The following is a 25385-nucleotide window of genomic DNA, read 5'->3' on the forward strand; positions in this document are numbered from 1 at the left end:
CACCCAGATTTATCCCCATACCCCGCCTACAAAACCAACACCCCCACCTCACATTTTCGTCATAAGCCTACATCTAAAACATAGACATGCATAGAAGAGGTTTATCACGTAAAGTGCGTTGACCTTAAAAAGTAAAGCGTTTTCACTGCGTCTGGAAGAAAGGGGATGCTTATGGAATCTTTGCATGTCTATCACAATAGTTATTTGATTACTTTAGTTTTTTTAGCGCTTGGGTTGCTTCTTCCAATTGTTGCATTGACGGCTGGACGGTTGCTTAGGCCTCATAAGCCTTTGAAGACGAAGCAGACAACCTATGAGAGTGGGATCGAACCTTTTCAAGATGCACGGGTTCAGTTTCACGTCCAATATTATATGTTTGCTTTGTTGTTTGTCATTTTTGATGTGGAGACGGTTTTCTTGTATCCATGGGCTGTTGCGTATGATGCGTTAGGTGCATTTGCCTTAATTGAAATGTTGATTTTCATTGTCATGTTATTAATTGGGTTAATCTATGCTTGGAAAAAGAAGGTGCTACGATGGAGCTAAACCTGGAGAATATCACACCTGAGCAAAGAGCTGAGCTAGAACGGAATGTATTTATGGCGACACTTGAGCAGCTGAAGGGGTGGGCACGGAGTAACTCTCTTTGGCCTTTAACGTTCGGACTAGCCTGTTGTGCGATTGAAATGATGGGGGTAGGATCGTCTCACTATGATGTCGATCGGTTTGGATCGTTTTTTCGAACATCACCGCGTCAGTCTGATGTGATGATTGTGTCAGGAACGGTAACGAAAAAAATGGCTCCCGTTCTTCGTCGGTTATACGATCAAATGCCTGAGCCAAAATGGGTGATCGCAATGGGATCATGTGCTACAGCAGGCGGGCCATATGTGAATTCCTATTCCGTCGTTAAAGGGGTGGATCAAATCGTACCAGTCGATGTGTATATCCCTGGTTGTCCACCGAATCCTGCAGCGCTTATATACGGAATTAACAAACTTCAAGAAAAAATTCGCTACGAAGCTAAGACTGGAAAGCAGGTGATGCCGAATGACTAACAATCAGGAAAACAATAAGTCTCCAGAAGAACAGGAGAAGCCTGAACAGTCGAATCCAAACGAAGCATCCTACTCAATAGAAAAAGAAACCCCATCATCAGAACAGCCTGCAAACCAGTCATCAGAGCAAAATAAAGAAATGGATCAAACGTTTAATCAAGAAACAAATGCAAATGGAGGAGACTCGCCTAAAACGACCCAACAAACACCCTCCACAGCCAAGGAAGAAAGCAACGTTGTAGCACAAGATTCAGAAACAACGCCACCCGTTTCGTCTACAGAATCCAACGAAGATGAAGCCAAAAAGAAAGCTGCGGCAGCCGCCAAAGCAAAGGCAGCTGCTAAAGCAAAGGCAGCTGCTAAAGCAAAAGCTGCAGCAAAAACGAAATCGACCAAAGCTGAGGAAGCAGAAGAAGAACCCCCATCCTACAATCAACCCTTGCTAAACAAATATGTAGAGGTGATTGAAGAGCATCTAGGAGAGGACGTCATTGAAGAGGCCTATATCAATCGCCTGTCGAAGCATGTCCCAACCCTTGTCACAACACCAGATGCCTATTTTCGTGTAGCGCAATTTTTAAAATACAATGAGCAGCTTGGTTTTGATTTCCTATCGGATTATCATGGGACAGATTTTGAAACGCACTTCGAGCTTTATGCGCATCTCTATTCGTTCCTGAATCATCAGTCTATCGCGCTAAAGGTGAAATTGGATCATGAACATCCGAGTATTGAGTCATTAGCTCAACTTTGGGAGGGAGCCAATTGGCCGGAGTGTGAGGCGTATGATTTGCTAGGAATTGAGTTTCGCAATCATCCGAGTTTGCATCGTATTTTTCTAGGTGAGGAGTGGAGGGGCTACCCTCTTCGCAAAGATTACCAACCTCACGATGAGGAGGTATAGTCCGTGTTACGAACAGAAGAAATGTTATTAAACGTAGGACCACAGCATCCGAGTACACATGGCGTGTTTCGTCTTGTGGTCAAAATAGATGGGGAAATCATTACAGAAGCCAAACCGGTCATTGGTTATTTACATCGTGGTACAGAAAAAATAGCTGAAAATCTACAATACACCCAAATCATTCCGTACACCGATCGCATGGATTATTTATCCGCGATGACAAACAATTATGTAATTTGCCACGCAGTGGAAACGATGATGGACATTGAGATTCCTGAACGAGCAGAATATTTGCGTGTCCTCGCTATGGAGCTAGGACGTGTCGCTAGCCATCTCGTCTGGTTTGGTACCTATCTATTGGATATCGGTGCGGTTAGCCCATTTTTGTATGCCTTCAGAGAACGAGAGGCGATTATTAATCTATTAACGGAGCTCTCCGGTGCTAGATTAACGTTTAACTATATGCGTATTGGTGGGGTGAAATGGGACGCTCCAGATGGTTGGCTCGACCGTGTGCGTGAATTTGTTCCGTATATGAGGGAGCAATTGAAAGGCTACCATGATTTCGTGACAGGCAATGAAATTTTCCATCAACGAGTCAATGGGGTGGGCACCTACACAAGGGAAGATGCCATTAATTATTCGTTGAGTGGGGCAAATTTACGTTGTACAGGAGTGGAGTGGGATTTACGTAAACATGAATCCTATTCCATATATGATCGTTTCCAGTTTGATGTGATTACTCGTCAAGAAGGAGATGCCCTTGCCAGGTATCATTGTCGCATGGATGAGATAGAAGAATCGCTTAAGATTATTGAACAGGCGGTGGAGCAGTGTCCTGAAGAGGGTAAGATTCTCGCAAAAGTACCGAAAATCGTAAAGCCACCAAAAGGAGAGGCTTATGTCCGGATCGAGTCACCAAGGGGAGAGATTGGCTGTTATATTGCTAGTCAAGGCAAAAAAGAGCCATATCGCCTCAAGTTCCGCCGTCCGTCTTTTTACAATCTGCAAATCCTTCCGAAGCTTCTCGAAGGGGAAAATATGGCGAACTTGATTACCATCTTAGGCGGCGTTGATATTGTACTCGGGGAGGTTGATGGGTAATGACATCCTTTCTACAAGCAGAACCGAGCTCTACTCATCTCCTCACCCAGTTTCTCATGGGAACGAGTATGCTGATGCTCGTCCTCGGTTTCGTCACCTTTGCCATTTTAGCAGAACGAAAAGTGATGGGCTATATGCAACTGCGACACGGTCCGAATCGTGTCGGAGGGCGCTTTGGTCTGTTGCAAACAGTAGCAGATATTCTCAAGTTGTTAACAAAAGAAGATACCCGACCAAAGCTTGCGGATAAGCCTTTATTTATTCTTGCTCCGGTTATTGCGTTCACACCAGCATTTATGGTCCTGGCGGTAATTCCTTTTACAGATGCGTTTCATTTTTCCGATATCGGCGTTGGATTACTTTACTACATTGCAATCTCAGGCGTATCGACCATCGGTATCGTAACAGCAGGTTGGGCTTCGAATAACAAGTACGCCTTAATGGGAGGCATGCGTTCAGCGGCACAAATGATTTCCTATGAGATTCCGCTTGTGATGTCTGTGATTGGGGTTGTTTTGCTAACAGGAAGCCTTAATTTAATCGACATTGTAGAAGCTCAGCAGCACATTGCGTTTATATTGATTCAGCCGATTGGGTTTATTGTTTTTGTGATTGCCGCCAATGCAGAATTGAACCGGACGCCGTTCGACTTACCTGAAGCAGAATCTGAGCTAGTTGCTGGCTATCACGTTGAGTATTCTGGGTTCCGCTGGGCGTTTTTTATGCTGTCTGAGTATGTATATCTATTTGCGATGGCTGCGCTTGTCACGGTTTTATTTTTAGGAGGATGGAATGCGATACCAGGCCTTGGATTTATTCCAGACGCGTTTTGGTTTATTGGAAAATTCATGCTGATGATGTTCTTCTTTATTTGGATTCGCGTTTCATTACCACGTATTCGCGTGGATCAGCTAATGGAATTTGGCTGGAAGGTTCTCTTACCTGTAGCGCTCGCGAATATTTTTCTTACGGCGATGTTGAAACAGCTATTTTGATAGTTTAGGAATTTATTAGATTCAAAGCATGTGTGTGATGTGGCCACGTCCAGCTCCAGCGCCCAGCAAACTTCCTGCACGTCTTTACGATAAGTCAACATCGAATCGCTACCGCTAGCCGTGTTTCCTCGCCCTAAACGATGTAGGTTGGTTCGATGTTGCTGCATGACGGAGCGGTTTTAATAGAACTTCCTATACATCACCGTTAGATAGTTTGTACGTCGCTAAACGGTCGCTTGCGCTTTTAATTAAATTGGGTTGTAAAGGAGGCGGAACGGATGAAAGGAATAGGAAAAGGGCTAGCTTATACGTTGAAAAATATGTCCAAAAAGCAAATGACATACGCGTATCCAGAAGAGCCAATACCAATGCCTGACCGATTTCGTGGCATCCAAAAGTTTTATCCCGAAAAGTGTATAGTTTGTAATCAGTGCTCCAATATTTGTCCTACCGATTGTATTGAATTAACAGGCAAAAAACACCCTGATCCCACAGTTAAAAAGAAAATCATTGATACGTATGACATTAATTTTGAAATTTGCATTCTTTGTGACCTGTGTACAGAGGTATGTCCAACCGAAGCGATTATCATGACCAACAATTTCGAGCTTGCGGAGTATTCACGGGATGAGCTGTTTAAAAACCTCGAATGGTTGGATGAAAATGAGGAGAACATTCGAGAGGAGAACAAGGCATGAGTGGGGAAGTAATGATGTTTCTTGTCCTTGCTACCATCGCTATTTTCGGCGCGTTGGTTATGTTGAATGCTAGTAAAGTCATTCATATGCTGTTAGCTCTGGTATTGACCTTTTTAAGCATAGCAGGACTTTACGTCATGCTATCTGCTGAGTTTGTTGCGGTTGTTCAGGTGTTGATTTATTCAGGTGCGATATCTATCATGATGATCTTTGGCATCATGCTGACCAAACACCATGATGAAGCACAAGAACGGAAATATCGTTCTTCCCAAAGAGGATGGCTTGTTGGCGTAGCTATGGTACTCTTTTTTGGCATCATGTATGCCTTGATTGAAGGCGTAAACTTTGGTGGAACCGCTCTAGACCTTCACGTAGAGAATACAAAACAAATCGGTCTTAGCCTGTATGCTCACTATGTCATTCCATTCGAACTTGTATCCATTGTATTGTTGGTTGCCTTTATTGGTGCAATTCTCCTGGCCAAACGAGAGGAGGATACAGAATGACCGTACATGCGTTTTTATTGCTAGCTGCTGCGTTATTTGCACTCGGATTTTTCGGTGCGTTATCGAAGCGCAATACTGTCATTGTACTCATCAGTATTGAATTGATGTTGAATGCCGTTAACTTAAATTTGGTGGCCTTCAGTAAATTTGGAGTAAACCCTGCGATTACAGGGCAAATCTTCTCCTTATTTTCGATTACAGTAGCTGCGGCGGAAGCGGCTGTTGGATTAGCTATTCTAATTGCTTTGTATCGCAATAAGGCGACCGTTCAAGTAGAAGACATGAATGAAATGAAAGGTTGAGGAGAAGTGAATGAACAGTTGCATATAGAAGGGACTGTGTAATATGACGCAAATTGCTTGGATTGTCCCATTACTTCCACTGATGACGTTTTTGGCATTTTTTATCTTCCGAAAAGCTAAATGGCATTACATGTGTAGCACAGCTGGAATCATTACAACCGGGTTAGCTCTTTTGGGATCGTTTCTCGTTCTAATGGGACAGATGATTGGTGGAAATGGAGGAGCAACCATTAAGTGGCTAACGGTTGGAGATACCACTTTCACAATAGGGTATGTGATCAATCCATTAAATGCCCTCATGCTTGTTATCGTCTCCCTTGTAAGCTTATTGGTTCATATCTATTCAAAAGGATATATGGCTAGAGAAGAAAGACTGGGCACATTTTATGCCTACCTTGGGTTCTTTACCTTTGCAATGCTAGCACTTGTCCTATCTCCGAATCTATTACAGCTCTATTTGTTTTGGGAGCTGGTGGGACTAGGGTCATTTTTATTGATTGGATTTTATTTTCATAAAACCGAAGCGAAGGCAGCCGCTAAAAAGGCATTTCTTATGACCCGTGTCGGGGATGTCGGGCTATTAATTGGCATGATTTTATTGTTTTGGGAGATTGGAAGCCTCGAGTTTAGTGCGATTTTTCAAGCTGTATCGGGGGGCGATATGGACGAGGGAATGGTCACGTTGATTGCTTTGCTTATCTTCGTTGGGGCAGTCGGAAAATCAGGTCAATTCCCACTACATTCCTGGTTACCTGATGCGATGGAAGGGCCAACACCCGTATCCGCACTGATTCATGCTGCTACCATGGTTGCGGCTGGGGTGTATTTAGTAGCAACGCTATACCCTTTATTCGAAGCAAGCGATACAGCCATGTTGGTGGTCGCTATAACAGGAGGGTTTACCGCCATATTTGCGGCGTGTATCGCCATCGTGCAAACCGATATAAAGCGTGTCCTTGCCTACTCCACCGTTTCCCAGCTAGGCTACATGATGCTGGCACTTGGTTCCGCTGGGTATGTAGCAGGCGTCTTTCATTTAACGACACATGCTTTTTTTAAAGCTCTATTATTCCTTGCAGCAGGAAGCGTCATCCATGCGGCACACACTCAACTCATTGGAGAAATGGGAGGGCTGTGGAAGCGGATGAAGGGAACAGGGTGGTTATTTTTAATCGGTACGCTCGCCATTGCTGGAATGCCATTATTCTCAGGATTCTTCAGTAAGGAAGAAGTACTGCTAGCAGCTTGGAATGAGGGCCATTATGTACTCTTTACCCTAGCTTTAATCACGGCCTTTTTAACGGCATTTTACATGTTCCGATTATTTTTCTTAGTCTTCATGAGCAAAAAAATTATCCCTTATAAGAGGCGGAAGAAGATTCTTGAATCACCTCGCGTGATGATCATGCCTATGGTTGTGTTAGCTTTTCTTGCTGTTGGCGCTGGTTATATCAACACTAGTTGGTATGGTCCTTTTCTTGGGGAATGGTTGGCTTCTGGAAATGAATATATCACGTTTCACCACCATGAAGGGGCAGGATGGCTGATGGCAGTAACCACACTCATGACGTTCCTTGGTATTTGGTTGGCGTATGGGATGTATCAAAAGGAAAAAATCGATCGCAACTATTTGCCAGAAGCGTTTCCTGGTGTGTATGAGGCGGTTTTCAATGGATTTTTTGTAGATGCGGTGTATCAACGAACGTTGGTATTGGCTACAAAAGGAGTTGGCATCGTCGGGGTATGGGTGGAAACTTACATCATTCAAGGGATTCTCGACCTCATAGAAGACGTCACGATTCTAGTAAGCAAGCTAGCCTCCAAACTACAAAACGGACAGGTTCAAACGTATGGAACGATGGTTGGCGTTGGACTTGTTGTATTATTGCTGATCGGGCTTATGCAAGGGAGGTACTTTTAAATGGGCTGGTTAACGTTACTCGTCTTTTCTCCAATGGTTGGAATTCTGTTGTTAATACTCGTACCATCCACACAGGATAAGCTGCAAAAAAGGATAGCTGTCAGTTGTTCCATCCTTCCTTTGTTATTGGCGTTGATCGTGTATCAGCAATTTCACAGTGGGGCGAACTTATCACTTAGCATTCCGTGGATATCCTTTGGACAGTACCCGTTCCTCTATACAATTGAGTACGATTTAGGAGTCAGTGGCTTTTCGTTAGTATTGATCATATTAACAGCCGTTTTAATGGTCGTGTCGATGGTGACAGCCACGATGCAAATCGATAAAGCTTGGAAACAGTATGCTCTCCTTACCCTTTTACTTGAAATCGGCATACTCGGCGTATTTGCATCCCAAAATCTCATTTTATTTTTCATATTTTTTGAGCTCACCCTTGTTCCGATGTTTTTACTCATTGGAAGGTGGGGCGGTTTTGAAAAAGAAAGAGCAGCATACAGTTACCTTCTCTATAACGGGGTTGGTTCCGCCATTTTACTAATCGTCATGGTTGTATTGTTTGCCAATGTAGGCAGCACTAACTATGAAGCAATAGCGAATGCATCGCTAAGCGAAGAGTTGAGCATGGGATTGTTGATTGCGTTACTCCTTGCATTTGGCGTGAAACTACCTATTGTCCCATTACACACATGGATGGTCCGCGTTCATGTGCAAGCACCGCCTGCTTTAGTGATGATTCATGCTGGCGTGTTGTTGAAGATTGGTGCCTACGGTTTGATGCAGTTTGGAATTGGCTTTTTCCCAGCCGCCTTTCAAGACGTCGCACCACTCCTTGCCATATTAGGGTTAGTCAATCTACTTTATGGGGCATGTATAGCCTTCGTACAAAAAGAACTACGTAGCATCTTCGCCTATTCTAGTATCTCTCACATGGGAATCGTGTTATTAGGAATTGCGGCTATGAATGAAGCTGGATTGCAAGGAGCAATGTTTCAAACCGTCTCCCATGGATTGATTGCAGCGCTTGTCTTTTTCCTAATCGGAGTGCTCAAGGCGAAAACAGATACAACCCATATGAGGCGTTTAGGTGGACTATCCAGAACCATGCCTGTAACAGCAGGTGTACTATTAGCGGTTGGATTAGCTTCTCTTGGATTACCAGGCATGAGTGGTTTCGTTAGTGAATTTATGACGTTTCTTGGGATATTTGAATCCATGCCTGTTATCGCAGCCATCGGTACAATCGGGATCATTCTTACAGCTGCTTATATTTTAAGAGCGATAATGGACATAACCTTCGGAAAAGAAGTGCTACCCCAGGATGGAGTAATGGATTTGCAGGGGAAAGAATGGATTCCTGTCAGCATCATGCTTGGATTGATCGTTCTCATTGGTGTGTTTCCTACCTCCTTGACCCATTCCATCCAAACCAGTGTGGAAGCAATCGTGCTTAGGATAGGAGGGTAACGAGATGGACATGGAAACGTTACTTGCATACGACTGGGGGATAATGGCCCCTGAATTTACGATTATTATCGTTGCGACTTTGTTATCGCTAATGGATCTTTTTTTACCTAATCATTTTCCACGTAAATGGTTCAGTGCTTTTGCAGCGATGGCGGTTCTGTTAGCATTCGTCTTCACTATAGGTCAGCTTGGCCAGGAAGCGAACATGATTTTATATGATACGTATCGCTTGGATTTATTCGCTACAAGCTTTAAGCTTCTTCTCCTTATTGGAGCTGGGTTAGTGCTAAGCTTAGCTGCATCATATCAACGAAAGCAGGACCAAGGAGAGTTCTATTACTTACTTTTAACTGCGCTGCTTGGAGCAATGATGATGGCTTCCAGTGCCGACCTCATTACACTGTTTGTCGGACTTGAACTATTATCCATCGCCTCGTATATTTTAGTTGGTTTGGATAAGCACGCTTTGAAATCAAATGAAAGTGCCATGAAATACGTGATTAATGGTGGCATATCGACGGCGATTACATTGTTTGGCTTTAGTTATTTATATGGGTTAACGGGCAGCACGCAATTGACGACGATTTCCGAAATATTACCTTCGTTAATCCGAACACCCGCGCAAGGATTAGTAATCATGGCGTTTATCATGACGTTTGTCGGCCTTGCTTTTAAAATTTCTACGGTACCATTTCATATGTGGACACCAGATGTATATGAAGGAGCACCGATTCCCGTTACAGCTTTTTTGAGTATCGTTTCAAAAGCAGCAGGGTTCATAATCATTTTGAGGGTCTTCCTAACACTCTTTGGTGCATTAGAGGGATTAAGCCTGAATGAGACATTTATGCAGTCCATGTCGCTTTGGATTGGTGTGCTAGCTGCGATTACCATGGTCCTTGGAAATATCCTTGCTTTACGACAACACAACATGAAGCGGCTATTCGCCTATTCAAGTGTCGCTCATGCCGGGTACTTACTCGTCCCGCTCGTAGCACTCTCAACGCTGACGCTTGAAAATATTTGGTTCTACCTACTCGTGTACATGTTCATGACAGCAGGGGGATTAGCTGTAATCTTCGTACTTTATGAAAAACACGGGACACTCGATTTAGAAATGTTCACTGGCTTGTATAAACGCTCCCCGGCTTTAGCGATACTGATGACCATTTTCTTACTATCGTTAGCAGGGATACCAGGGACAGCTGGATTTATAGGAAAGCTGAACATCATACTAGGGGCACTCAGCACAGATCCAGCTCCAATCATTTTGGTAAGTATCATGATTGCAGCGACTGTCCTATCCTACGTGTTTTATTTTGGTATTCTCGTTCAGATCTATTTCCGAAGCAATCCATTTCCAGTAACCATCAAGCTACCAATTGTAATGAAAACAACACTATGGATATGCGCCATTGCCATAGTAGGCTTAGGTATATTCCCAAATATCGCCCTCGACTTTTATCATCACCATGTCGATTTATTTCAAATAACAGAGATGCTTTGGTTGAGTGAATAAGGATGAGTATTATGCTCATCCTTTTTTTATTGTCTAGGAAATGATGAACGCAGCAACTGATATACGTAGGTAAGCGGGCGCTTGCGCTTTTGATTACGTCCAGCTCCAGAGCCCAGCGACTAGCAAACTTCCTGCACCTCCTTACGATAAGTCAACATCGAATCGTTACCGATCATCGTGTTTCCTTTATCTCAAAAGTAGTTAGAGGAAGTTCGATTAAAATCGCTACGTCACGTAGCAACATTGAACCAACCCACATCGTGTGGGCAGCAGTTTGTACGTCGCTACCAAGGCGCTTGCGCTTTTGATATTATCGAAATCGTTCGAACACCTTAACTGTACAGGTTTAGTGTCAATATAAAAAAGGTATAGATTAACAACACACCGAGTTAGATTGACATTTGCGGTTCACCGTGGCAAGGTTTTACTAGTGAACTTTGTCGATATTTCCCCGGCAATAATTAGCGAAATTGGCATATTTTCAAGAGGAACAATGCTAATGTGTCGAAGCCGTATGTCACTATTGTAGAAAGGTGTGGAGGAAGTCATGGATGCAGTGGGATATCAATCGTTAACAAATATGATTTCTCATATTATTTTTATTATGATTACATGGCGTTTGCTACAATCCATTAATCTCGATGGTCTTATTAAAAAAGGAAAAGTTTTTGAAGCACGCCTTTTGTTAATTTTTCTTACCATTACAATTGGAACGGCTGTGAGTAATTTCTTTTTAGATTACCTGCAATGGTCAAAAAATCTACAGTTCCTATTGTAAGATATAAAAGAAGAAGGGTTACGCTAAGCGACGTATCCCAAAAGGTAGCTTGACTCTCATGGTTTTTGCGTATGATTTGTCGAATAACCGCTAGATTTTTGGGGTATGTTTTCACCCTCTCCCGCTCATAATGGGAATATGATTTTTTCCAAGGGGAGAGTGAATACAATGAAACATTTTGCTATTATATTCATCATTATCTTATTGCTTCAACCTCATTTATTTCTAGCCGCACAATCCAAACGCACTTCACCATTACAACCACTGACTGATATCACAGATTTTATTAAAAATCATAACCTAGAAGTGGGGACATGGGAAGTTACAATGAAGAAGGACATTCACCAAGATGAAATGTCCTACTACAAAGAAATGCTTCAAACACAATATCCTCACATGACCATCAAAGAAACGGAAAACGAGAAGAGTAAAAAATTCGTTTTCACGAACCATCAAAAAAAATCTCAATTTGTCGAAAAGTTTATTATGGTTGTATCTAAAGAAATGCAATCATATGCTCAAATCCTTTATGTTGCAACGGGTGACGAATGGAATGAGAGCACAAAATCAAACTTTATGCCTAGACTAAATCAGCTAAAATCTGCTATTTTTCAAGAAAATACCACAATATTCACTTGTGTGAAAACAGAATACAATGGTATTATTGATGGTGTTTTATTGCTTGAAAAATTTAGTACCAGATTACAAATCGAAGAATTGCAAATACTAAAAGAAGAAGATTTTATATCAGTCACAGGATTAACAAAAAAATGGAGCCAGGCGATTCCATATGGAGATCAGGGTTCAATGAATGTTCAGTTTGCATTACGCGAAGGAATGGGCGCAAAGACAACCCTCACATTTGGAACGCCAGTCATTACGAATGAATATTAATATAGAGAAAATGGACGCGGAGGGGAATGACCTTGGAAAAAATCATCGTCCGCGGTGGCGGCCAGCTCACGGGCACCGTTAAGGTAGAAGGTGCAAAAAATGCTGTTCTGCCTGTCATCGCAGCAAGCCTAATTGCTAGTGAAGGAAAAAGTATCCTTAAAGAAGTACCCGCTCTCGCTGATGTAACTACAATTAGTGAAGTAATGCGATATATGAATGCAGATGTAGACATTAATCAAAATACTGTAACGATTGACGCATCTAGAGAGCTGACAACAGAAGCACCGTTTGAATATGTTCGTAAAATGAGAGCATCGTTCCTTGTATTAGGACCACTATTAGCTCGTTACGGACACGCAAAGGTTGCACTTCCAGGTGGATGTGCAATTGGTTCAAGACCGATTGACCAGCACCTTAAGGGCTTTGAAGCAATGGGTGCAAAAGTTAATGTAGGAAATGGATTTATCGAAGCGTACGCGGAAGGACGTCTTCAAGGCGCCCGTATTTATTTTGACGTACCAAGTGTTGGAGCAACCGAAAACGTTATGATGGCCGCTGCTCTTGCCGAAGGAAAAACAGTGCTAGAAAACTGTGCAAAAGAGCCAGAAATCGTTGACCTTGCAAACTACTTGAACAAAATGGGTGCAAAAGTTATTGGTGCTGGTACGGAAACAATTCGTATCCACGGTGTAGAAAAATTAACTGGCGCAGAGCACACAATCATTCCAGACCGAATTGAGGCTGGAACATTCATGGTGGCCGCAGCGATCTCAAAAGGAAATGTGTTAGTAAAGAACGCTGAGCTAGAACACGTTCGTTCACTTGTTGCCAAAATGGAAGAAATGGGTGTCATCATTCAAGAAGAAGAAGATGGCCTTCGCGTCATCGGTCCAAAAAAATTAAAAGCCGTTGACATTAAGACGATGCCGCACCCTGGATTCCCAACAGATATGCAATCACAAATGATGGCCTTGATGCTACAAGCGCATGGTACTAGTGTGATCACAGAAACTGTATTCGAAAACCGTTTTATGCACGTAGAGGAATTCCGTCGCATGAACGCACACCTGAAAATTGAAGGTCGCTCTGTCATTGTAGAAGGTCCATCCGACCTACAAGGAGCAGAAGTTGCCGCAACAGATTTACGCGCAGGTGCAGCACTCATTCTAGCTGGTCTAGTCGCAGATGGATATACTCGCGTGACAGAACTGAAACACCTTGACCGCGGATATGTAGATTTTGCTGAAAAACTAAGAGGCCTTGGCGCCGACGTCGAACGCATCAACGAACCCGCAGCCGAAGAAATGGAACCAACAACAGACGTGAAATCATCACTATCATCATAAACAAGATGAACAATACGACTTCTCATTTGAGGAGTCGTATTTTTTTATAGTTTTTTGATGGAGAGAGCATGGGGAGAGAGTGCAAGTTGTGATGAGGGATATTGGATAGGGAGCGAGCATAAATGGAATGGGAGAGCTCATAAAGCAAGGGAAGAGAGCGCATAAAGCAAAGGGAAGAGAGCAAAAGCAGTAATGGGAGCGCATAAATGGATGGGGAGAGCGCATAAAGCGAAGAGAAGAGAGCAAAAGCGGTAATGAGAGCGAATAAGTGGGAAGAACAGAGCATAAGCTAGAGGGGCAACAAATAGTATCATCAGAACATTATATAATGATAGAAGGTCATACATTTACATAAACCAGTTGATACTGGACCTGAAATAGGGGGGTTACTAGATTGAATTGAAGGAATAGTAAATCTCCTCATCCCACTCAACTCTCACAGATAACCCACTATATCTACCATCTACTAATAGGACCAAGTCCTAAGTTCGAACCCCTGCCACAAATCCCGGCACTCCCCTCCAAAAGCAACTCCCCACTCCCTCAACCAACTTCCCCAATTTTTTTTCATCACAAAAAGTTCTATCATTCCCACTTTATGTATAGAAATGTTAGTAGAGTAACTAGATAGGAAAGGGGCGTCTTCATGAAAAGGTTGAAAGGACCCGGGCTTATTTTTATTAGCACGTTGGTCACCATTATTCTCGTACTACCTACATTAATCGTTGTACCATTTATCGGATCGAACAAAGAGGAACAGGTCATGCCTGTGAGCACGAATGAAGTGGCAACAGAGCAGGACTTTAATCTAGCGGAAGGGTCTTCATTAGACGTAGCTGTCCTCCGCTCGAGTTCTAACCAAGTGGATGAAGTGCCTTTAGAAGTGTACGTCTCCAGGGTAGTTGCATCAGAAATGCCAGCTGACTTTGAGTTAGAGGCGTTAAAAGCGCAAGCACTTGCAGCAAGAACCTATATTGTAAGGTACCTTACCAATGAGAAGGCAACACTTGAAGGCGGAGCTCATGTGACAGATACAATTCAACACCAAGTGTACAAAAATGATGAAGAGCTTCGCACCATCTGGGGCACAGATTATGATTGGAAAATGAATAAGATTGAGCAAGCTGTGGCTAAGACGCAAGGGGAAGTGCTTACCTATAAAGAAGAGCCGATTTTTGCAGCCTTTTTCTCCACTTCTAATGGTTACACAGAGAATTCAGAGGATTATTGGCCAAATGAATTTCCGTATTTACGAAGTGTTGAAAGTCCATGGGATGCTGAATCACCAAAATACATGGATCAAAAGGTATTCACAAAAACAGAAATCGAGGCAGGGTTACAAGTGTCAGTTCCAGCTGATGAACCTATTTTGTCCAATGTAAAAAAGACGGAAAGCGAACGTGTCTCGGAAGTAACCGTTGGAGGCAAAACATTCACAGGACGTGAAATTCGGGAAGCGCTTGATTTAAAATCTTCTGATTTCACCGTAAAGTATAAAAATGATCATATTATTTTTACGACAAAAGGATATGGGCATGGGGTTGGAATGAGTCAGTACGGTGCAAACGGCATGGCTCAGGAAGGCAAAACGTATGAAGAGATTCTATCCCACTATTATCAAGGGATTGCGATTTCTAAAGTGGATGATTTCTTACCAAAAATAGCAGCAAAGTAAATTAGTATGCATAAGTTTTTCGATTTGTCGAATGATAAGTGTAAAAATTTTTTATAAAAAATGTATAGTTCTTCCTCTTTCTGTTCAGAATGGTTCTTGAGGTGATGATGAAATGAGAGAGGAAGAAAACAAAAGCGTTTCAAAAAACAATTGGAAACGTGTTTTCCGTAAAAAATGGTTTTTCCCTAGTGTCTATTTGATCACGGCAGCGTTGCTTTTAGCAGGAGTGGTTTGGTACCAAAATTCTTCTACCAACGACCAAGCTGAACAACCAGATGCATCAAATGACACCGACAGTATTGAGTACTCTTATGATGGCGAAGATTCTGCACCAGTAATGGAGCAATCCGAAAATTTAGCAATGCCGCTCAAAGAACGTGAAGAAGTTGTCATCAAAACAAAGTTCTATGATTTTGACGCAAGTCAGGAAGAGAAAGAACAAGCACTCGTATTTTACCACAATCGCTACCATCAAAGTAATGGCATTAGTATCGCTAGAGAAGATGGAGAAACGTTTGACGTAACTGCTTCAGCAAGTGGAACCATTACAGAAGTAAAGGAAGACCCATTATTTGGTCAATTAATCGAGATTTCACATGACAGTGATGTAACAACGAAGTACATGAGCCTTGGCGACGTACTAGTTGAAGCAGGCGCTGAAGTGAAACAAGGTGATGTGATTGGTACAGCTGGTCAAAACCTTGCTGGAAAAGATAATGGTGTTCACCTAGATTTCGAAGTACGTAAAGGTGAAACAGCATTAAATCCTGAGGAATACTTCAACCAACCTTTAAATAAGCTTCAAGAAGCAGAGGAACCTGAAGATCAACAAGGTCAAGAATCTGCAACGGAAGAGACTGATGAAGGTGCTGGTCAAAAATTAAATGAAGATGACCAAAAAAGTGGTGAAGATCAGGATCAAGGAACAGACGAAGAAGATGCTGAACAAGGCCAAGAAGGTAACGACACTGAGCAACCAACAGAAGATAGCGAATCTTCCATTTCTATGATGAACACATAATAGAACCCAACTCCGAGTCTCTTGGCTCGGGGTTTTTCTATGTTTACGTTTAAGTCTATTAAGGAGCCAATGAGCTTTTATCTCAACACCAATCCGCAAATTCTTATTTTCTGCAAACCCTATTTTGTCGAAAAAGAACTTGTTTTGTTGAATGGATACTAATATTTCAGAAAATTTGTTACGTTATATTTATATACTTTAATCTTTATTACATAGAAAGAAGGTATTTGTATAGATGAATACGGTGACAATTCTTAAAGATGCCCAATCTTCTAATCTTTCCTTATATACCTTTTCTCATTTAGTGCCGTCTATATGCGATAATGAAGAAGGTACGCAACTAATGCGAGATTATTGCTTACAATCCAACAGCCCTGAGGCTCGTTATCACAGTCTTGAATTTTTTCTTATGAATGGATATGGAGCGGAATTCATAAAGCTACTACATGAAAATAAATATTCATCCAATCTCTATGATCAAATATGGGCCCAATTGTATGAGCTGTTGAGTAAAATAGAGAAAAAAGAAATGCTTAGTGATGAAGTATTCATAGAACTAGAGAAAGTAGCTCCTTTATCCGATGAACAAACATGTGTCATTCTGTTCATCAAATTGTATTGTTTTTATGACATGAATCGGCTTGATGTAATCGATAGTTTAACAAATGAGATATATTCGAGAATAGAAGTGCTAGAACCCTCTATTTTAAAAGATTCCTTACTATTTCGCTTAAATGAGGTACTGCAACGTTATCATTGGAGACGAAATGAACTCATTCTTTCACGAAAGTATGGCTATAAAATCATCAAACAAAAAAATATATCGCTTAATCGGAAATGCAAGACTCATCAATGCTTGGGCTTGAGTTACCTCTATGATAGCTACGATCAGGCTATGTTTCATTTGAAGCAAGCCAGAAATATTGCGGAACGATATAGCTTGAAGGATCAAGAATACTATATATCTCAACAAAATATTCCTTTTGTAAGTGCTTATCATCATAGAGTAGAAGGTATTACCTCTAAAGAACCTTCTGAACAAGCGCATATCGCTCTAGCAAAAGGAGATTATCAAGAAGCTAGAATAATTTTATCCTCCTTTCAAACTTTAACCTCATTTCAGATGTACTATTTAGGAATAGCCACACAAAATCACCATTTATTTATCAAATCGTATAACAAATTTGTAAATGAAAACAGCCACCACTTCTTTGCCCGCTTACCACTAAGGGAATTAAAGAAGATGGAATGAGACAAGGGGACAGGTTCGTCGTCTCATGATGAATGGAGAGAGAGGGTAATATATTAAGTAACCAAAATATTGAATCGAAGGCAGGACAATGTCTTGTACCTTCAACCTATAAGAGAGACATGCTCCTAGTATTATTGGAGCGCGTCTCTTTTTTGTGAGAGATGGGATGCGGGGACAGGTCCCTCATCCCAAAGTGCGACCTGTCCCCGCATCCCATTTCGTGTTTCCTTTATCTCCTACGGCTCAGTCCAGTACATACGTTGCTAATCGAACGCTTGCGCTGTTGTTCTAACATAGCCAATAATCATGCCGATATTAACAGTACTTTTATGAAAAGGAGAGAGCAGATGAAAGCAAAAGGGAAATCATTGCTCTTATGTTTACTACTCATCAATGTCATAACATGGCCGACTATTGGATATATTCTTATAAAGAAAAGAATAATGAGCACTTGCTTTCGGATGGATCTAATAAGTGAGACGAAGGGACAGGTCCCTCGTCTCAAGCGATATAGAGAAGGTAAGAAGACTGGGACGAGGAACCTGTCCCCGCGTCCCAATTTATTGTGGGATGAGGAACCTGTCCCCCCCATCCCATTCGAAAAAAATGAGAATAATTGCTTGTCATCCCTTGTCCCTCACGACATTTTAAGCATAAACCTTTCTGGTGGCACATAACCTGTTACAAACCGAGCAATCAGGAAGGTTTGAGGTGAGAGGGAGAGGGTTCTTATCAAACAAAGAAGCGTTTTTAACATCGTATCTGCCCTTTACACATACTCTATACGTTACCACCTTGTCTCATTTCACACCTTTGATATCCAATGATCAGGAGGCGAGTGGTGTGCACGATTACATCAAAGAACGTACTATCAAGATTGGGAAATATATCGTGGAGACGAGAAAAACCGTTCGAGTTATTGCAAAGGAGTTTGGTGTATCCAAAAGTACCGTTCACAAAGATTTAACAGAACGTTTACCCGAAATCAATCCGGAATTGGCAAACGAAGTAAAAGAAATTTTGGACTATCATAAAGCGATTCGACATCTTAGAGGTGGTGAAGCAACGAAGAACAAATATAAGTTAAAACCGGTGAAGGAGGAGCCTGCAAATACGGCCGGATAACTCGATATCCCTCTAAATACCTATTTCTTTCGATAGAGGAACTTTTTTCTCCGTATATGACAAAATTTGTTGAAATATGTGATAAAATATATGATTAGAAGAATACTGATATCGGAGACTTAAGTTTCTAGCAGGGAGGATCAACGACACATGTTTGCAAGGGATATCGGAATTGATCTTGGTACGGCCAATGTTTTAATTCATGTTAAAGGAAAAGGTATTGTCTTGAACGAGCCATCTGTTGTAGCAATGGATCGCACGTCAGGTAAAGTTCTTGAAGTCGGGGATGCAGCTCGAAAAATGGTAGGACGTACACCTGGCAATATTGAAGCAATCCGACCTCTAAAAGATGGCGTCATTGCTGATTTTGATGTTACAGAAGCCATGCTTAGACATTTTATAAATAAAATTAATGTACGGGGCTTTTTGTCTAAGCCTCGTATGTTGATATGTTGTCCAACAAATATCACAAAAGTGGAACAGAAAGCCATCAAAGAAGCTGCCGAAAAAAGTGGCGGTAAACGTATTTTCTTGGAAGAAGAACCGAAAGTAGCTGCTATTGGTGCAGGTATGGATATTTTTCAACCAAGCGGTAATATGGTCATCGACATTGGTGGCGGAACCACAGACGTAGCTGTTTTATCTATGGGGGATGTTGTAACAGCAGCATCCATTAAAATGGCCGGTGATAAATTCGATAATGAGATCCTTCAATATATTAAAAAAGAATATAAACTACTGATCGGAGAACGTACAGCGGAAGACATTAAGATTAATGTAGCAACTGTGTTCTCCAAATCACGTAGTGAAGAAATCGATATACGTGGCCGTGATATGGTATCTGGTTTACCGCGTACGATTACGGTATATTCTGCTGAAATTGAAGAAGCATTGAAGGAATCGGTTTCAGTCATTGTGCAATCTGCAAAACAAGTACTAGAACGTACACCACCAGAGCTATCTGCTGATATTATTGATCGCGGCGTTATTTTAACGGGTGGTGGAGCGATGCTTCATGGCCTAGATCAATTGTTGGCTGAAGAGCTAAAGGTACCTGTACTCGTTGCAGAGGAACCAATGAACTGCGTTGCAAAAGGGACAGGCATTATGCTTGAGAATATAGACAAGCTTCCGAAAAACTACATTATGTAAAAAGGAAGAGGAGGTACGTACCCTTGCTTAGAGGATATTACACAGCTGCATCTGGTATGCTAGCGCAACAACGTCGTCAGCAAGTATTAAATAATAATCTATCAAATATGTCTACACCAGGTTATAAACAAGACCAGGGTTCCATGAGAGCATTCCCTGAGATGCTCATTGAACGTATGGAATCAAAGGATCTCCCTACAAAAAATAACCTGAATCTACCGGTTCGTTCTGAAGTTGGTAGTATGAACACAGGCGTATATATGCAGGAAACCAAACCTGAATTTGAGCAGGCAGCTTTACGGGAGACAGGTATAGGGACAGATATTGCCTTATTAAACGGTAATGTTCCTGGTGAAAATGGTGGATTGTTTTTTACCATTCAAAATGAAGACGGAGAAGCGCGTTATACTCGTAACGGTAATTTCACTGTGGACGGGGAAGGCTTTTTAACGACGAAGCAAGGAAGTTACGTACTAGACCAAGGTGGAGATCCTATCCAAACAGGCGGCGTGGAATTTGACGTCACAGAAGAGGGAATTCTAGAAGCTAATGGACAAGCGATTCCTCTTGGCATTTCTTATACAAATGATGCAACTCAAATGGTGAAAGAGGGCAATGCGAATTTCAGCTTTAATGGGGAAGAGGGACAAGCACCTGTTAATGCACGAAATGTTGCAGGAGTTACATTTAATACAAGACAAGGCTCCTTGGAACGATCCAATGTAGATCCGGCTAAGACAATGACCGAAATGATGAGCTCCTATCGCTTATTTGAGACCAATCAGAAGGTATTGAAAGCATATGACCGTAGTATGGACAAGGCCGTTAATGAAATTGGAAGAGTTCGATAAGGAGGGTGCTTAAATGCTTCGATCATCCATGCAGTCAGCAGTGACGATGGGACAACTTCAGCAAAAATTAGATATCATAGGTAATAACTTATCTAATGTGAATACACCAGGGTATAAGAGTCGCGAGGCTGACTTTTCCTCCTTGTTAGTCCAACAAATGGACAACCTCGATAAAGAAGGGGAAAATGCCAACCGAGTCACACCTGATGGAATCCGTATAGGTTCTGGTGGTTATTTAGCTGGAACAGAGATGGATTTATCCCGCGGACCAATCAGTCAAACAGACCGACCATTGGACGTTGCTCTGAGACAAGATAACCACATGTTCCAAGTACAAATGAACAACAATGGAGCAATTGAAACGCACTATACACGTGACGGATCGTTTTCCTTTTCAGCGAATGAAGATGGAAGTGTGAGTTTAGTGACATCGAATGGAAATCCTGTATTAGGGGAGAATGGTCCGATAAGATTGGATGGAAACTTCGATTCCTTCTCGATCCAACAAAATGGGTCGATTATGGTGGCTCGAAATGGGGAAGTAGCCCAGCAGGAAGCGCAAATTTCTGTCGTGGAAGCGGTTCGTCCTCGCCTCTTACAAGCAGAAGGACAAAATAGACTCTCCATTCCACAAAATGTGGACTTTAATGAAGCGGAGATTCTTACTAATGTAGCACCGGAGAACAATTCTATGCAGCAAGGGGCTCTTGAGCAATCCAACGTAGACCTTGCCAAACAGTACACGGATATGCTCACAACACAACGAGCTTATCAGTTTAATAGTCGAGCCATCTCAACAGGTGACCAAATGATGGGCTTAATCAATAATTTACGTTAAAATGAACATAACGGAAACGATTAATAAGGAGTCTCTAGTTATGCCTGAAAAAAAGAACCAAAGTGAAGCGACAAGTCGCGCCGAACGACGGGAAGAAAAGCAAAAGGAAAGTACAGCAAAACCTAAAGCGAAGCCAGTTAAAAAAGAAAAGAACAACAAAGAAGCTAGTAAAAAGCAAAAAACGAAAAAAGAACGTCGTCGTTTGATTCCGATTTGGTTGCGTATCATCATCGTTCTTTTAATTTGTGCATTAGCTTTACTTGCTGGTGTAATGATTGGGTACGGCGTGATTGGTGAGGGAAATCCCCTTGATGCCTTGAAACTTGAGACTTGGGAACATATTATTGATATCGTAACCCGAGAACAATAAGGAGGATTTCCATGCTAGATATCGAGCAAATCAAAGAAATTATTCCACATCGCTATCCATTCTTACTCGTTGATCAAATAACAGAGCTTGAAGAAGGACATCGTGCCGTTGGGAAAAAGAATGTCACCATTAATGAGCCATTCTTCCAAGGCCACTTCCCAAGTTACGCGGTAATGCCAGGAGTACTAATTGTAGAAGCGCTAGCCCAAGTAGGCGCTGTAGCTATGTTGAAGAAAGAAGAAAACCAGGGTCGCCTGGCCTTCTTTACTGGAATTGATAAATGTCGTTTTAAACGTCAAGTAACACCAGGAGATACACTTACACTAGAAGTGGAAATCATCCGCGCCAAAGGAAGCATCGGCAAAGGAAAAGCTACAGCAAAAGTAGAAGATCAACTAGTATGCGAAGCTGAAATCATGTTCGCACTTGGTGAAAAAGAAGAATAGAACGATGAAACCGTCCTTTGTAGGGCGGTTTTTTTATCGTCTAGGAAATTAAAAAAATGTTGGCTTGTGCATAACTAAGTAAGTTTTAGAGGCCACGTCCAGCTCCAGCATTTTTGTGTTAGTAAGTAAGAAAAAACATATCTTCCTGCATAAGCATTACCATTCTAGCGAACCCTAACAGAAGGAAATAATCTTATTACTAAGGAGGAAAAAACATGAATAAGAAACTATTACTTAAATTAGGTAGTTCAGTACTGGCGCTATCATTAGTTGCTGCTTGTGGTCAGCAAGAGGAAGCTCCAGAAGAAGGAGATAATCAGGAAGAAGAACAAATGCAAGAAGAAGAAGGTAATGGTGGCGGCGAAGACCAAGGTGATGAAGCGGAAAAGAGCGAAGAAAGCATGAGTGAAGAGGAAATGAATGAAGAACAAAATGAAATGATGAATGAGGAAGAAGAGGGTAATGGCGGAACAGAAGGAGATAGCGAGGAAGATCAAGAAGAGAAAAAAGGGTCTGGGGCGTAGACACTCATTTTCAGGAGTGAAAGCAAACATAACGATAAATAAACAAGCAATTCTAACCTATACCACATCCAAAACCACACACAAATAATGAAGAGATTAGCATATGTACACAAATTCATACCAAGCACACTCATTCTGTTCATCACATACAAAAGCCCAGCTCATAATTGCTGGGCTTTCTCATATTTGAAGATCAATTACAATGCCGAGAGTAGGATGAGTGTTAGGGTATTCGGAAGATTGATTTGTAACTCTGGTATGGTCGCTTTGATCAAGATTGCGGCCTTTTTTAATTTCAGATGCATGTTTTGGTGATGGAGTTCCGGCAGAGCTGTTTTGATTGTCGTACTTATGTACAAAGCTCAAAGAATGGTCTCCTTTATATTTTAGTATAATTCTAACAATTATATAATCGTAAATACATAGTCTAAAACTCTTATATTACAAATGTGTTACAATTGGTTAAATAACCCAGAAGCTTACAAATTTCGACATAATTCTCTTTTGTTCTCTAGTACAATTGTATCAATCAAAGGTATTAAAAAGGGAGTATATGTCGAATGAATAAAACCAAACGCAAAAGAAAAGAGAATAGAGAAACATACACAATCACAGATGATACAATGGGAATCTTCTGGAATGATGATCCTTATTATTCTTCTAAAATACTTGAGCCGAATAAAGTTATTTTGTGTCGTAAATCCCCCATTCAAATCATCAGCCAATCATGTATCATGAATGAATCAACATTAGACAAGCGACGTAAGGATATGGAAAGTACACTTCAATCTAATTCGAAATTACCCATCGCAATAAATCCTGAAGCCCACCTATATTTCTTCCCAACTCGTTCACCGCGGAGTGTGTATTGTAATTGGATAGCATTTTATCATGTGTTGGCTTACGATGAGAATAAAGAAGAAAGTTTAATTATCTTCAGTGATCAAACAAAAGTAAAATTAACTACACCAGGTCTTTCTCTCCAAAAGCAAATGCACCGAACAGCTATGGGGATTGTGATGTATATGAAGGAATCTTTTTCAAGTCCTGCTGATTCCGGCGTATTTATGGATGCATGGGCAATAAGCAGAAGTGAATCCAGTATCTAACATTTTTATGGATACTAAGGATGATTTCACCTTTATTATCTTCAAAAAAGTAAACTTCATAGTTAATGAAGCCGATAAAAGAATGAAGAGCTATAACTATGAACAAGAAAAGGGGAATCCATTCTATGAAACATTCGAAGACGATGTTATCCATCTTAGCAACTTCCATGCTTACGCTATCGACACCAGTTGTAGCGTTTGCTGAAAGTGATCATGCCAAAAACGATCAAGTTAAACAACAGACCGAGGGCAATTCCAAATGGGAAAACAAAAAGGAAAATCAGTTAAAACAAAAAGAGGAGTTAGCGGAAAAACTTGCAGAAAAGCGCAAACAGGCTGTTGAAAATCGTATGGATACGTTACATAGATGGCTAGATAGAATTGAAACACATACGGAAAAGATTGAAGATCAAATGGAAGACTATTTTGATGAAGACAATGACGATAAAGATGAGGAAGAAGAACAAGAACAAGAGGCTCCTGAATCAAATGAAGACGAAGAATCAGAAGAGTCAACAGATTCTGATGAAAGTGAAGAAGAGTCAGAAGAAGCTCCAGAGTCCGATGAAAGTGATGAAGAAGAAACTCAAACTTCAGAGGAAGAGGAGTCTAGCGATGAAGAGCAGTCCTCCCTTGTGGAATCTTATCAGCAGGTAACGGCAGAGCAGGATATTGTCGCTGCTGAGGAAGAAGAAGAATCTGAATCAGAGGCAGGATCGGAAGAAGAAGGCGACTCTGATGAAGAAGAAGAATCCAACGAAGACGAAGATGAAAATGAAGAAGACAAAGAATCCGATGACGAAGGTGAAGAAGAAGCTGAGGAAGAAGATAACGAAGAAGAAGTTGTAGATCCTGAAGAGGAAAAAGAAGAAGAGGAAGAGTTAGAGGGCTATGACGAACGTGCGAAGAGCTTTTCTGGGAAGCTAAAAGCCCAAACCCACAAGCTAGATGCAGTAGAGAAACATATGAATCACTTAAACGATTGGATGCAAAAGAAGTTGGGTGCAGATGCTAGTCTAGAACCGATTGAGGAAGTGGAAGAGCGTATCGCTTCTTTACGAGAGGATGTAGCAGAAGCGCAGGAAGAACTTGCAGAGTACCAAGCTGAAATGAAAGAAGAAGTAGAAGAAGATAAGGAAGACCAAAAAGAGTTCGAAAATAAGGAAGAGGTTGAAACGGATAAAGTCTGGAATGTAGCATTCAACACGGATCTTTCTCAATCCATGGTGGATGATCTTGGCTTTTATGTATTTGATGAAGCAATGAACGCGGTACCAGTTGATGTACAATATAATGAAGAAACGCGTTCGGTTGAACTACGCCCAGAGAAGAATTATGATTCTGGCAAATCTTATACACTATTCATCGCTAAAGATAGCAAATCCCAAGACAATCTAACCTTGAAAAATGCTGTAAAAATGGATTTTTCCGTTAAATAAGGTAAGACTAAGAGAGCCTCTCTGCACATGGTGCGGAGGGGCTTTTTTATAGTCTATAAGTATAGAGGCGACGCCCAGCTCCAGCGCCTACCCC

General features: G+C 41.5%; 27 protein-coding genes. 26 read left to right on the forward strand and 1 reads right to left on the reverse strand.

Features of this window, described 5'->3' with window-relative positions; translation table 11 throughout:
- Positions 1-171 precede the first annotated feature (171 nt).
- The 24 genes from GLW08_RS10080 (at position 172) to GLW08_RS10195 (ending at position 22743) form a co-directional block, all read left to right on the forward strand.
- A complete protein-coding gene (locus tag GLW08_RS10080; protein ID WP_160848530.1) occupies positions 172-546 on the forward strand; it encodes an NADH-quinone oxidoreductase subunit A in 375 nt (124 codons plus the stop codon).
- Positions 537-1058 carry a NuoB/complex I 20 kDa subunit family protein gene (locus tag GLW08_RS10085; protein WP_160848531.1) on the forward strand — a complete coding sequence of 174 codons (522 nt, stop codon included), beginning with the start codon at positions 537-539 and terminating at the stop codon, positions 1056-1058. Before GLW08_RS10080 ends, GLW08_RS10085 begins: the two co-directional genes overlap by 10 nt.
- The gene (locus GLW08_RS10090; protein ID WP_160848532.1) at positions 1051-1962 is read left to right on the forward strand and encodes an NADH-quinone oxidoreductase subunit C; all 912 of its coding nucleotides are present in this window, start codon (positions 1051-1053) and stop codon (positions 1960-1962) included. Before GLW08_RS10085 ends, GLW08_RS10090 begins: the two co-directional genes overlap by 8 nt.
- A gap of 3 nt (positions 1963-1965) precedes the next feature.
- A complete protein-coding gene (locus GLW08_RS10095; protein ID WP_160848533.1) occupies positions 1966-3066 on the forward strand; it encodes an NADH-quinone oxidoreductase subunit D in 1101 nt (366 codons plus the stop codon).
- A complete protein-coding gene (gene nuoH, locus GLW08_RS10100; RefSeq protein ID WP_160848534.1) occupies positions 3066-4061 on the forward strand; it encodes an NADH-quinone oxidoreductase subunit NuoH in 996 nt (331 codons plus the stop codon). The genes GLW08_RS10095 and nuoH overlap by 1 nt, the downstream gene beginning before the upstream one ends.
- A gap of 278 nt (positions 4062-4339) precedes the next feature.
- Positions 4340-4759, forward strand: a complete 420-nt coding sequence (gene nuoI, locus GLW08_RS10105; RefSeq protein ID WP_160848535.1) for an NADH-quinone oxidoreductase subunit NuoI — start codon at positions 4340-4342, stop codon at positions 4757-4759.
- Complete coding sequence (locus GLW08_RS10110) at positions 4756-5265, forward strand: NADH-quinone oxidoreductase subunit J (protein WP_160848536.1); 510 nt, start codon at positions 4756-4758, stop codon at positions 5263-5265. The genes nuoI and GLW08_RS10110 overlap by 4 nt, the downstream gene beginning before the upstream one ends.
- Positions 5262-5567 carry an NADH-quinone oxidoreductase subunit NuoK gene (nuoK, locus tag GLW08_RS10115; RefSeq protein WP_160848537.1) on the forward strand — a complete coding sequence of 102 codons (306 nt, stop codon included), beginning with the start codon at positions 5262-5264 and terminating at the stop codon, positions 5565-5567. The genes GLW08_RS10110 and nuoK overlap by 4 nt, the downstream gene beginning before the upstream one ends.
- Positions 5568-5610: 43 nt before the next feature.
- A complete protein-coding gene (gene nuoL / locus GLW08_RS10120; protein ID WP_160848538.1) occupies positions 5611-7488 on the forward strand; it encodes an NADH-quinone oxidoreductase subunit L in 1878 nt (625 codons plus the stop codon).
- The gene (locus GLW08_RS10125; protein WP_160848539.1) at positions 7489-8952 is read left to right on the forward strand and encodes a complex I subunit 4 family protein; all 1464 of its coding nucleotides are present in this window, start codon (positions 7489-7491) and stop codon (positions 8950-8952) included.
- Positions 8953-8956: 4 nt separating this feature from the next.
- Positions 8957-10471, forward strand: a complete 1515-nt coding sequence (gene nuoN / locus GLW08_RS10130; protein WP_160848540.1) for an NADH-quinone oxidoreductase subunit NuoN — start codon at positions 8957-8959, stop codon at positions 10469-10471.
- Between the two features lie 547 nt (positions 10472-11018).
- Positions 11019-11249, forward strand: a complete 231-nt coding sequence (locus tag GLW08_RS10135) for a DUF1146 family protein (RefSeq protein ID WP_160848541.1) — start codon at positions 11019-11021, stop codon at positions 11247-11249.
- Between the two features lie 168 nt (positions 11250-11417).
- Entirely contained in the window at positions 11418-12143 is a 726-nt protein-coding gene (locus tag GLW08_RS10140; RefSeq protein ID WP_160848542.1) for a YwmB family TATA-box binding protein, read from the forward strand.
- Between the two features lie 32 nt (positions 12144-12175).
- Positions 12176-13489 carry a UDP-N-acetylglucosamine 1-carboxyvinyltransferase gene (gene murA / locus GLW08_RS10145; RefSeq protein ID WP_160848543.1) on the forward strand — a complete coding sequence of 438 codons (1314 nt, stop codon included), beginning with the start codon at positions 12176-12178 and terminating at the stop codon, positions 13487-13489.
- A gap of 646 nt (positions 13490-14135) precedes the next feature.
- Positions 14136-15164, forward strand: a complete 1029-nt coding sequence (spoIID, locus tag GLW08_RS10150; RefSeq protein WP_160848544.1) for a stage II sporulation protein D — start codon at positions 14136-14138, stop codon at positions 15162-15164.
- Between the two features lie 112 nt (positions 15165-15276).
- Positions 15277-16185 (forward strand): M23 family metallopeptidase, encoded by a 909-nt coding sequence (locus GLW08_RS10155; RefSeq protein WP_160848545.1) that lies wholly within the window; start codon positions 15277-15279, stop codon positions 16183-16185.
- A gap of 235 nt (positions 16186-16420) precedes the next feature.
- Positions 16421-17437, forward strand: a complete 1017-nt coding sequence (locus GLW08_RS10160) for an AimR family lysis-lysogeny pheromone receptor (RefSeq protein ID WP_160848546.1) — start codon at positions 16421-16423, stop codon at positions 17435-17437.
- Positions 17438-18280: 843 nt separating this feature from the next.
- The gene (gene spoIIID / locus GLW08_RS10165; RefSeq protein WP_036821864.1) at positions 18281-18562 is read left to right on the forward strand and encodes a sporulation transcriptional regulator SpoIIID; all 282 of its coding nucleotides are present in this window, start codon (positions 18281-18283) and stop codon (positions 18560-18562) included.
- Positions 18563-18712: 150 nt separating this feature from the next.
- Positions 18713-19714 carry a rod shape-determining protein gene (locus GLW08_RS10170; RefSeq protein ID WP_160848547.1) on the forward strand — a complete coding sequence of 334 codons (1002 nt, stop codon included), beginning with the start codon at positions 18713-18715 and terminating at the stop codon, positions 19712-19714.
- A gap of 23 nt (positions 19715-19737) precedes the next feature.
- Positions 19738-20565 (forward strand): flagellar hook-basal body protein, encoded by an 828-nt coding sequence (locus tag GLW08_RS10175; protein WP_160848548.1) that lies wholly within the window; start codon positions 19738-19740, stop codon positions 20563-20565.
- A 13-nt stretch (positions 20566-20578) separates the two neighbouring features.
- Positions 20579-21403 (forward strand): flagellar hook-basal body protein, encoded by an 825-nt coding sequence (locus GLW08_RS10180; protein ID WP_160848549.1) that lies wholly within the window; start codon positions 20579-20581, stop codon positions 21401-21403.
- A 40-nt stretch (positions 21404-21443) separates the two neighbouring features.
- Positions 21444-21773 (forward strand): DNA-directed RNA polymerase subunit beta, encoded by a 330-nt coding sequence (locus tag GLW08_RS10185; RefSeq protein ID WP_160848550.1) that lies wholly within the window; start codon positions 21444-21446, stop codon positions 21771-21773.
- 11 nt (positions 21774-21784) lie between these two features.
- The gene (gene fabZ, locus GLW08_RS10190) at positions 21785-22219 is read left to right on the forward strand and encodes a 3-hydroxyacyl-ACP dehydratase FabZ (RefSeq protein ID WP_160848551.1); all 435 of its coding nucleotides are present in this window, start codon (positions 21785-21787) and stop codon (positions 22217-22219) included.
- 215 nt (positions 22220-22434) lie between these two features.
- Positions 22435-22743, forward strand: coding sequence for a hypothetical protein (locus GLW08_RS10195; protein WP_160848552.1), 309 nt, complete (start codon positions 22435-22437; stop codon positions 22741-22743).
- Between the two features lie 180 nt (positions 22744-22923).
- Here the strand turns inward: GLW08_RS10195 and GLW08_RS10200 are convergent, their stop codons facing one another.
- Positions 22924-23109 carry a hypothetical protein gene (locus GLW08_RS10200; protein ID WP_160848553.1) on the reverse strand — a complete coding sequence of 62 codons (186 nt, stop codon included), beginning with the start codon at positions 23107-23109 and terminating at the stop codon, positions 22924-22926.
- 194 nt (positions 23110-23303) lie between these two features.
- On the opposite strand from GLW08_RS10200, the gene GLW08_RS10205 reads away from it, so the two are divergent.
- Both GLW08_RS10205 and GLW08_RS10210 read left to right on the forward strand, forming a co-directional pair.
- Positions 23304-23852, forward strand: coding sequence for a competence protein ComK (locus GLW08_RS10205; protein WP_160848554.1), 549 nt, complete (start codon positions 23304-23306; stop codon positions 23850-23852).
- Positions 23853-23977: 125 nt separating this feature from the next.
- Positions 23978-25291: a hypothetical protein gene (locus tag GLW08_RS10210; RefSeq protein WP_160848555.1), complete on the forward strand. Its 1314-nt coding sequence runs from the start codon at positions 23978-23980 to the stop codon at positions 25289-25291.
- The last annotated feature ends 94 nt before the right edge of the window (positions 25292-25385 follow it).

Source organism: Pontibacillus yanchengensis, assembly GCF_009856295.1.
In the GTDB taxonomy this organism is placed as follows: Bacteria; Bacillota; Bacilli; order Bacillales; family BH030062; genus Pontibacillus; species Pontibacillus yanchengensis_A.

Bases quoted from the DNA above. Each gene is read 5' to 3' on its own strand.
- GLW08_RS10080 (WP_160848530.1), top strand. From the start codon at position 172: ATGGAATCTTTGCATGTCTATCACAATAGTTATTTGATTACTTTAGTT.
- GLW08_RS10085 (WP_160848531.1), top strand. From the start codon at position 537: ATGGAGCTAAACCTGGAGAATATCACACCTGAGCAAAGAGCTGAGCTA.
- GLW08_RS10090 (WP_160848532.1), top strand. From the start codon at position 1,051: ATGACTAACAATCAGGAAAACAATAAGTCTCCAGAAGAACAGGAGAAG.
- nuoH (WP_160848534.1), top strand. From the start codon at position 3,066: ATGACATCCTTTCTACAAGCAGAACCGAGCTCTACTCATCTCCTCACC.
- nuoI (WP_160848535.1), top strand. From the start codon at position 4,340: ATGAAAGGAATAGGAAAAGGGCTAGCTTATACGTTGAAAAATATGTCC.
- GLW08_RS10110 (WP_160848536.1), top strand. From the start codon at position 4,756: ATGAGTGGGGAAGTAATGATGTTTCTTGTCCTTGCTACCATCGCTATT.
- nuoK (WP_160848537.1), top strand. From the start codon at position 5,262: ATGACCGTACATGCGTTTTTATTGCTAGCTGCTGCGTTATTTGCACTC.
- nuoL (WP_160848538.1), top strand. From the start codon at position 5,611: ATGACGCAAATTGCTTGGATTGTCCCATTACTTCCACTGATGACGTTT.
- GLW08_RS10125 (WP_160848539.1), top strand. From the start codon at position 7,489: ATGGGCTGGTTAACGTTACTCGTCTTTTCTCCAATGGTTGGAATTCTG.
- nuoN (WP_160848540.1), top strand. From the start codon at position 8,957: ATGGACATGGAAACGTTACTTGCATACGACTGGGGGATAATGGCCCCT.
- GLW08_RS10135 (WP_160848541.1), top strand. From the start codon at position 11,019: ATGGATGCAGTGGGATATCAATCGTTAACAAATATGATTTCTCATATT.
- GLW08_RS10140 (WP_160848542.1), top strand. From the start codon at position 11,418: ATGAAACATTTTGCTATTATATTCATCATTATCTTATTGCTTCAACCT.
- spoIID (WP_160848544.1), top strand. From the start codon at position 14,136: ATGAAAAGGTTGAAAGGACCCGGGCTTATTTTTATTAGCACGTTGGTC.
- GLW08_RS10155 (WP_160848545.1), top strand. From the start codon at position 15,277: ATGAGAGAGGAAGAAAACAAAAGCGTTTCAAAAAACAATTGGAAACGT.
- GLW08_RS10160 (WP_160848546.1), top strand. From the start codon at position 16,421: ATGAATACGGTGACAATTCTTAAAGATGCCCAATCTTCTAATCTTTCC.
- GLW08_RS10170 (WP_160848547.1), top strand. From the start codon at position 18,713: ATGTTTGCAAGGGATATCGGAATTGATCTTGGTACGGCCAATGTTTTA.
- GLW08_RS10180 (WP_160848549.1), top strand. From the start codon at position 20,579: ATGCTTCGATCATCCATGCAGTCAGCAGTGACGATGGGACAACTTCAG.
- GLW08_RS10185 (WP_160848550.1), top strand. From the start codon at position 21,444: ATGCCTGAAAAAAAGAACCAAAGTGAAGCGACAAGTCGCGCCGAACGA.
- fabZ (WP_160848551.1), top strand. From the start codon at position 21,785: ATGCTAGATATCGAGCAAATCAAAGAAATTATTCCACATCGCTATCCA.
- GLW08_RS10195 (WP_160848552.1), top strand. From the start codon at position 22,435: ATGAATAAGAAACTATTACTTAAATTAGGTAGTTCAGTACTGGCGCTA.
- GLW08_RS10205 (WP_160848554.1), top strand. From the start codon at position 23,304: ATGAATAAAACCAAACGCAAAAGAAAAGAGAATAGAGAAACATACACA.
- GLW08_RS10210 (WP_160848555.1), top strand. From the start codon at position 23,978: ATGAAACATTCGAAGACGATGTTATCCATCTTAGCAACTTCCATGCTT.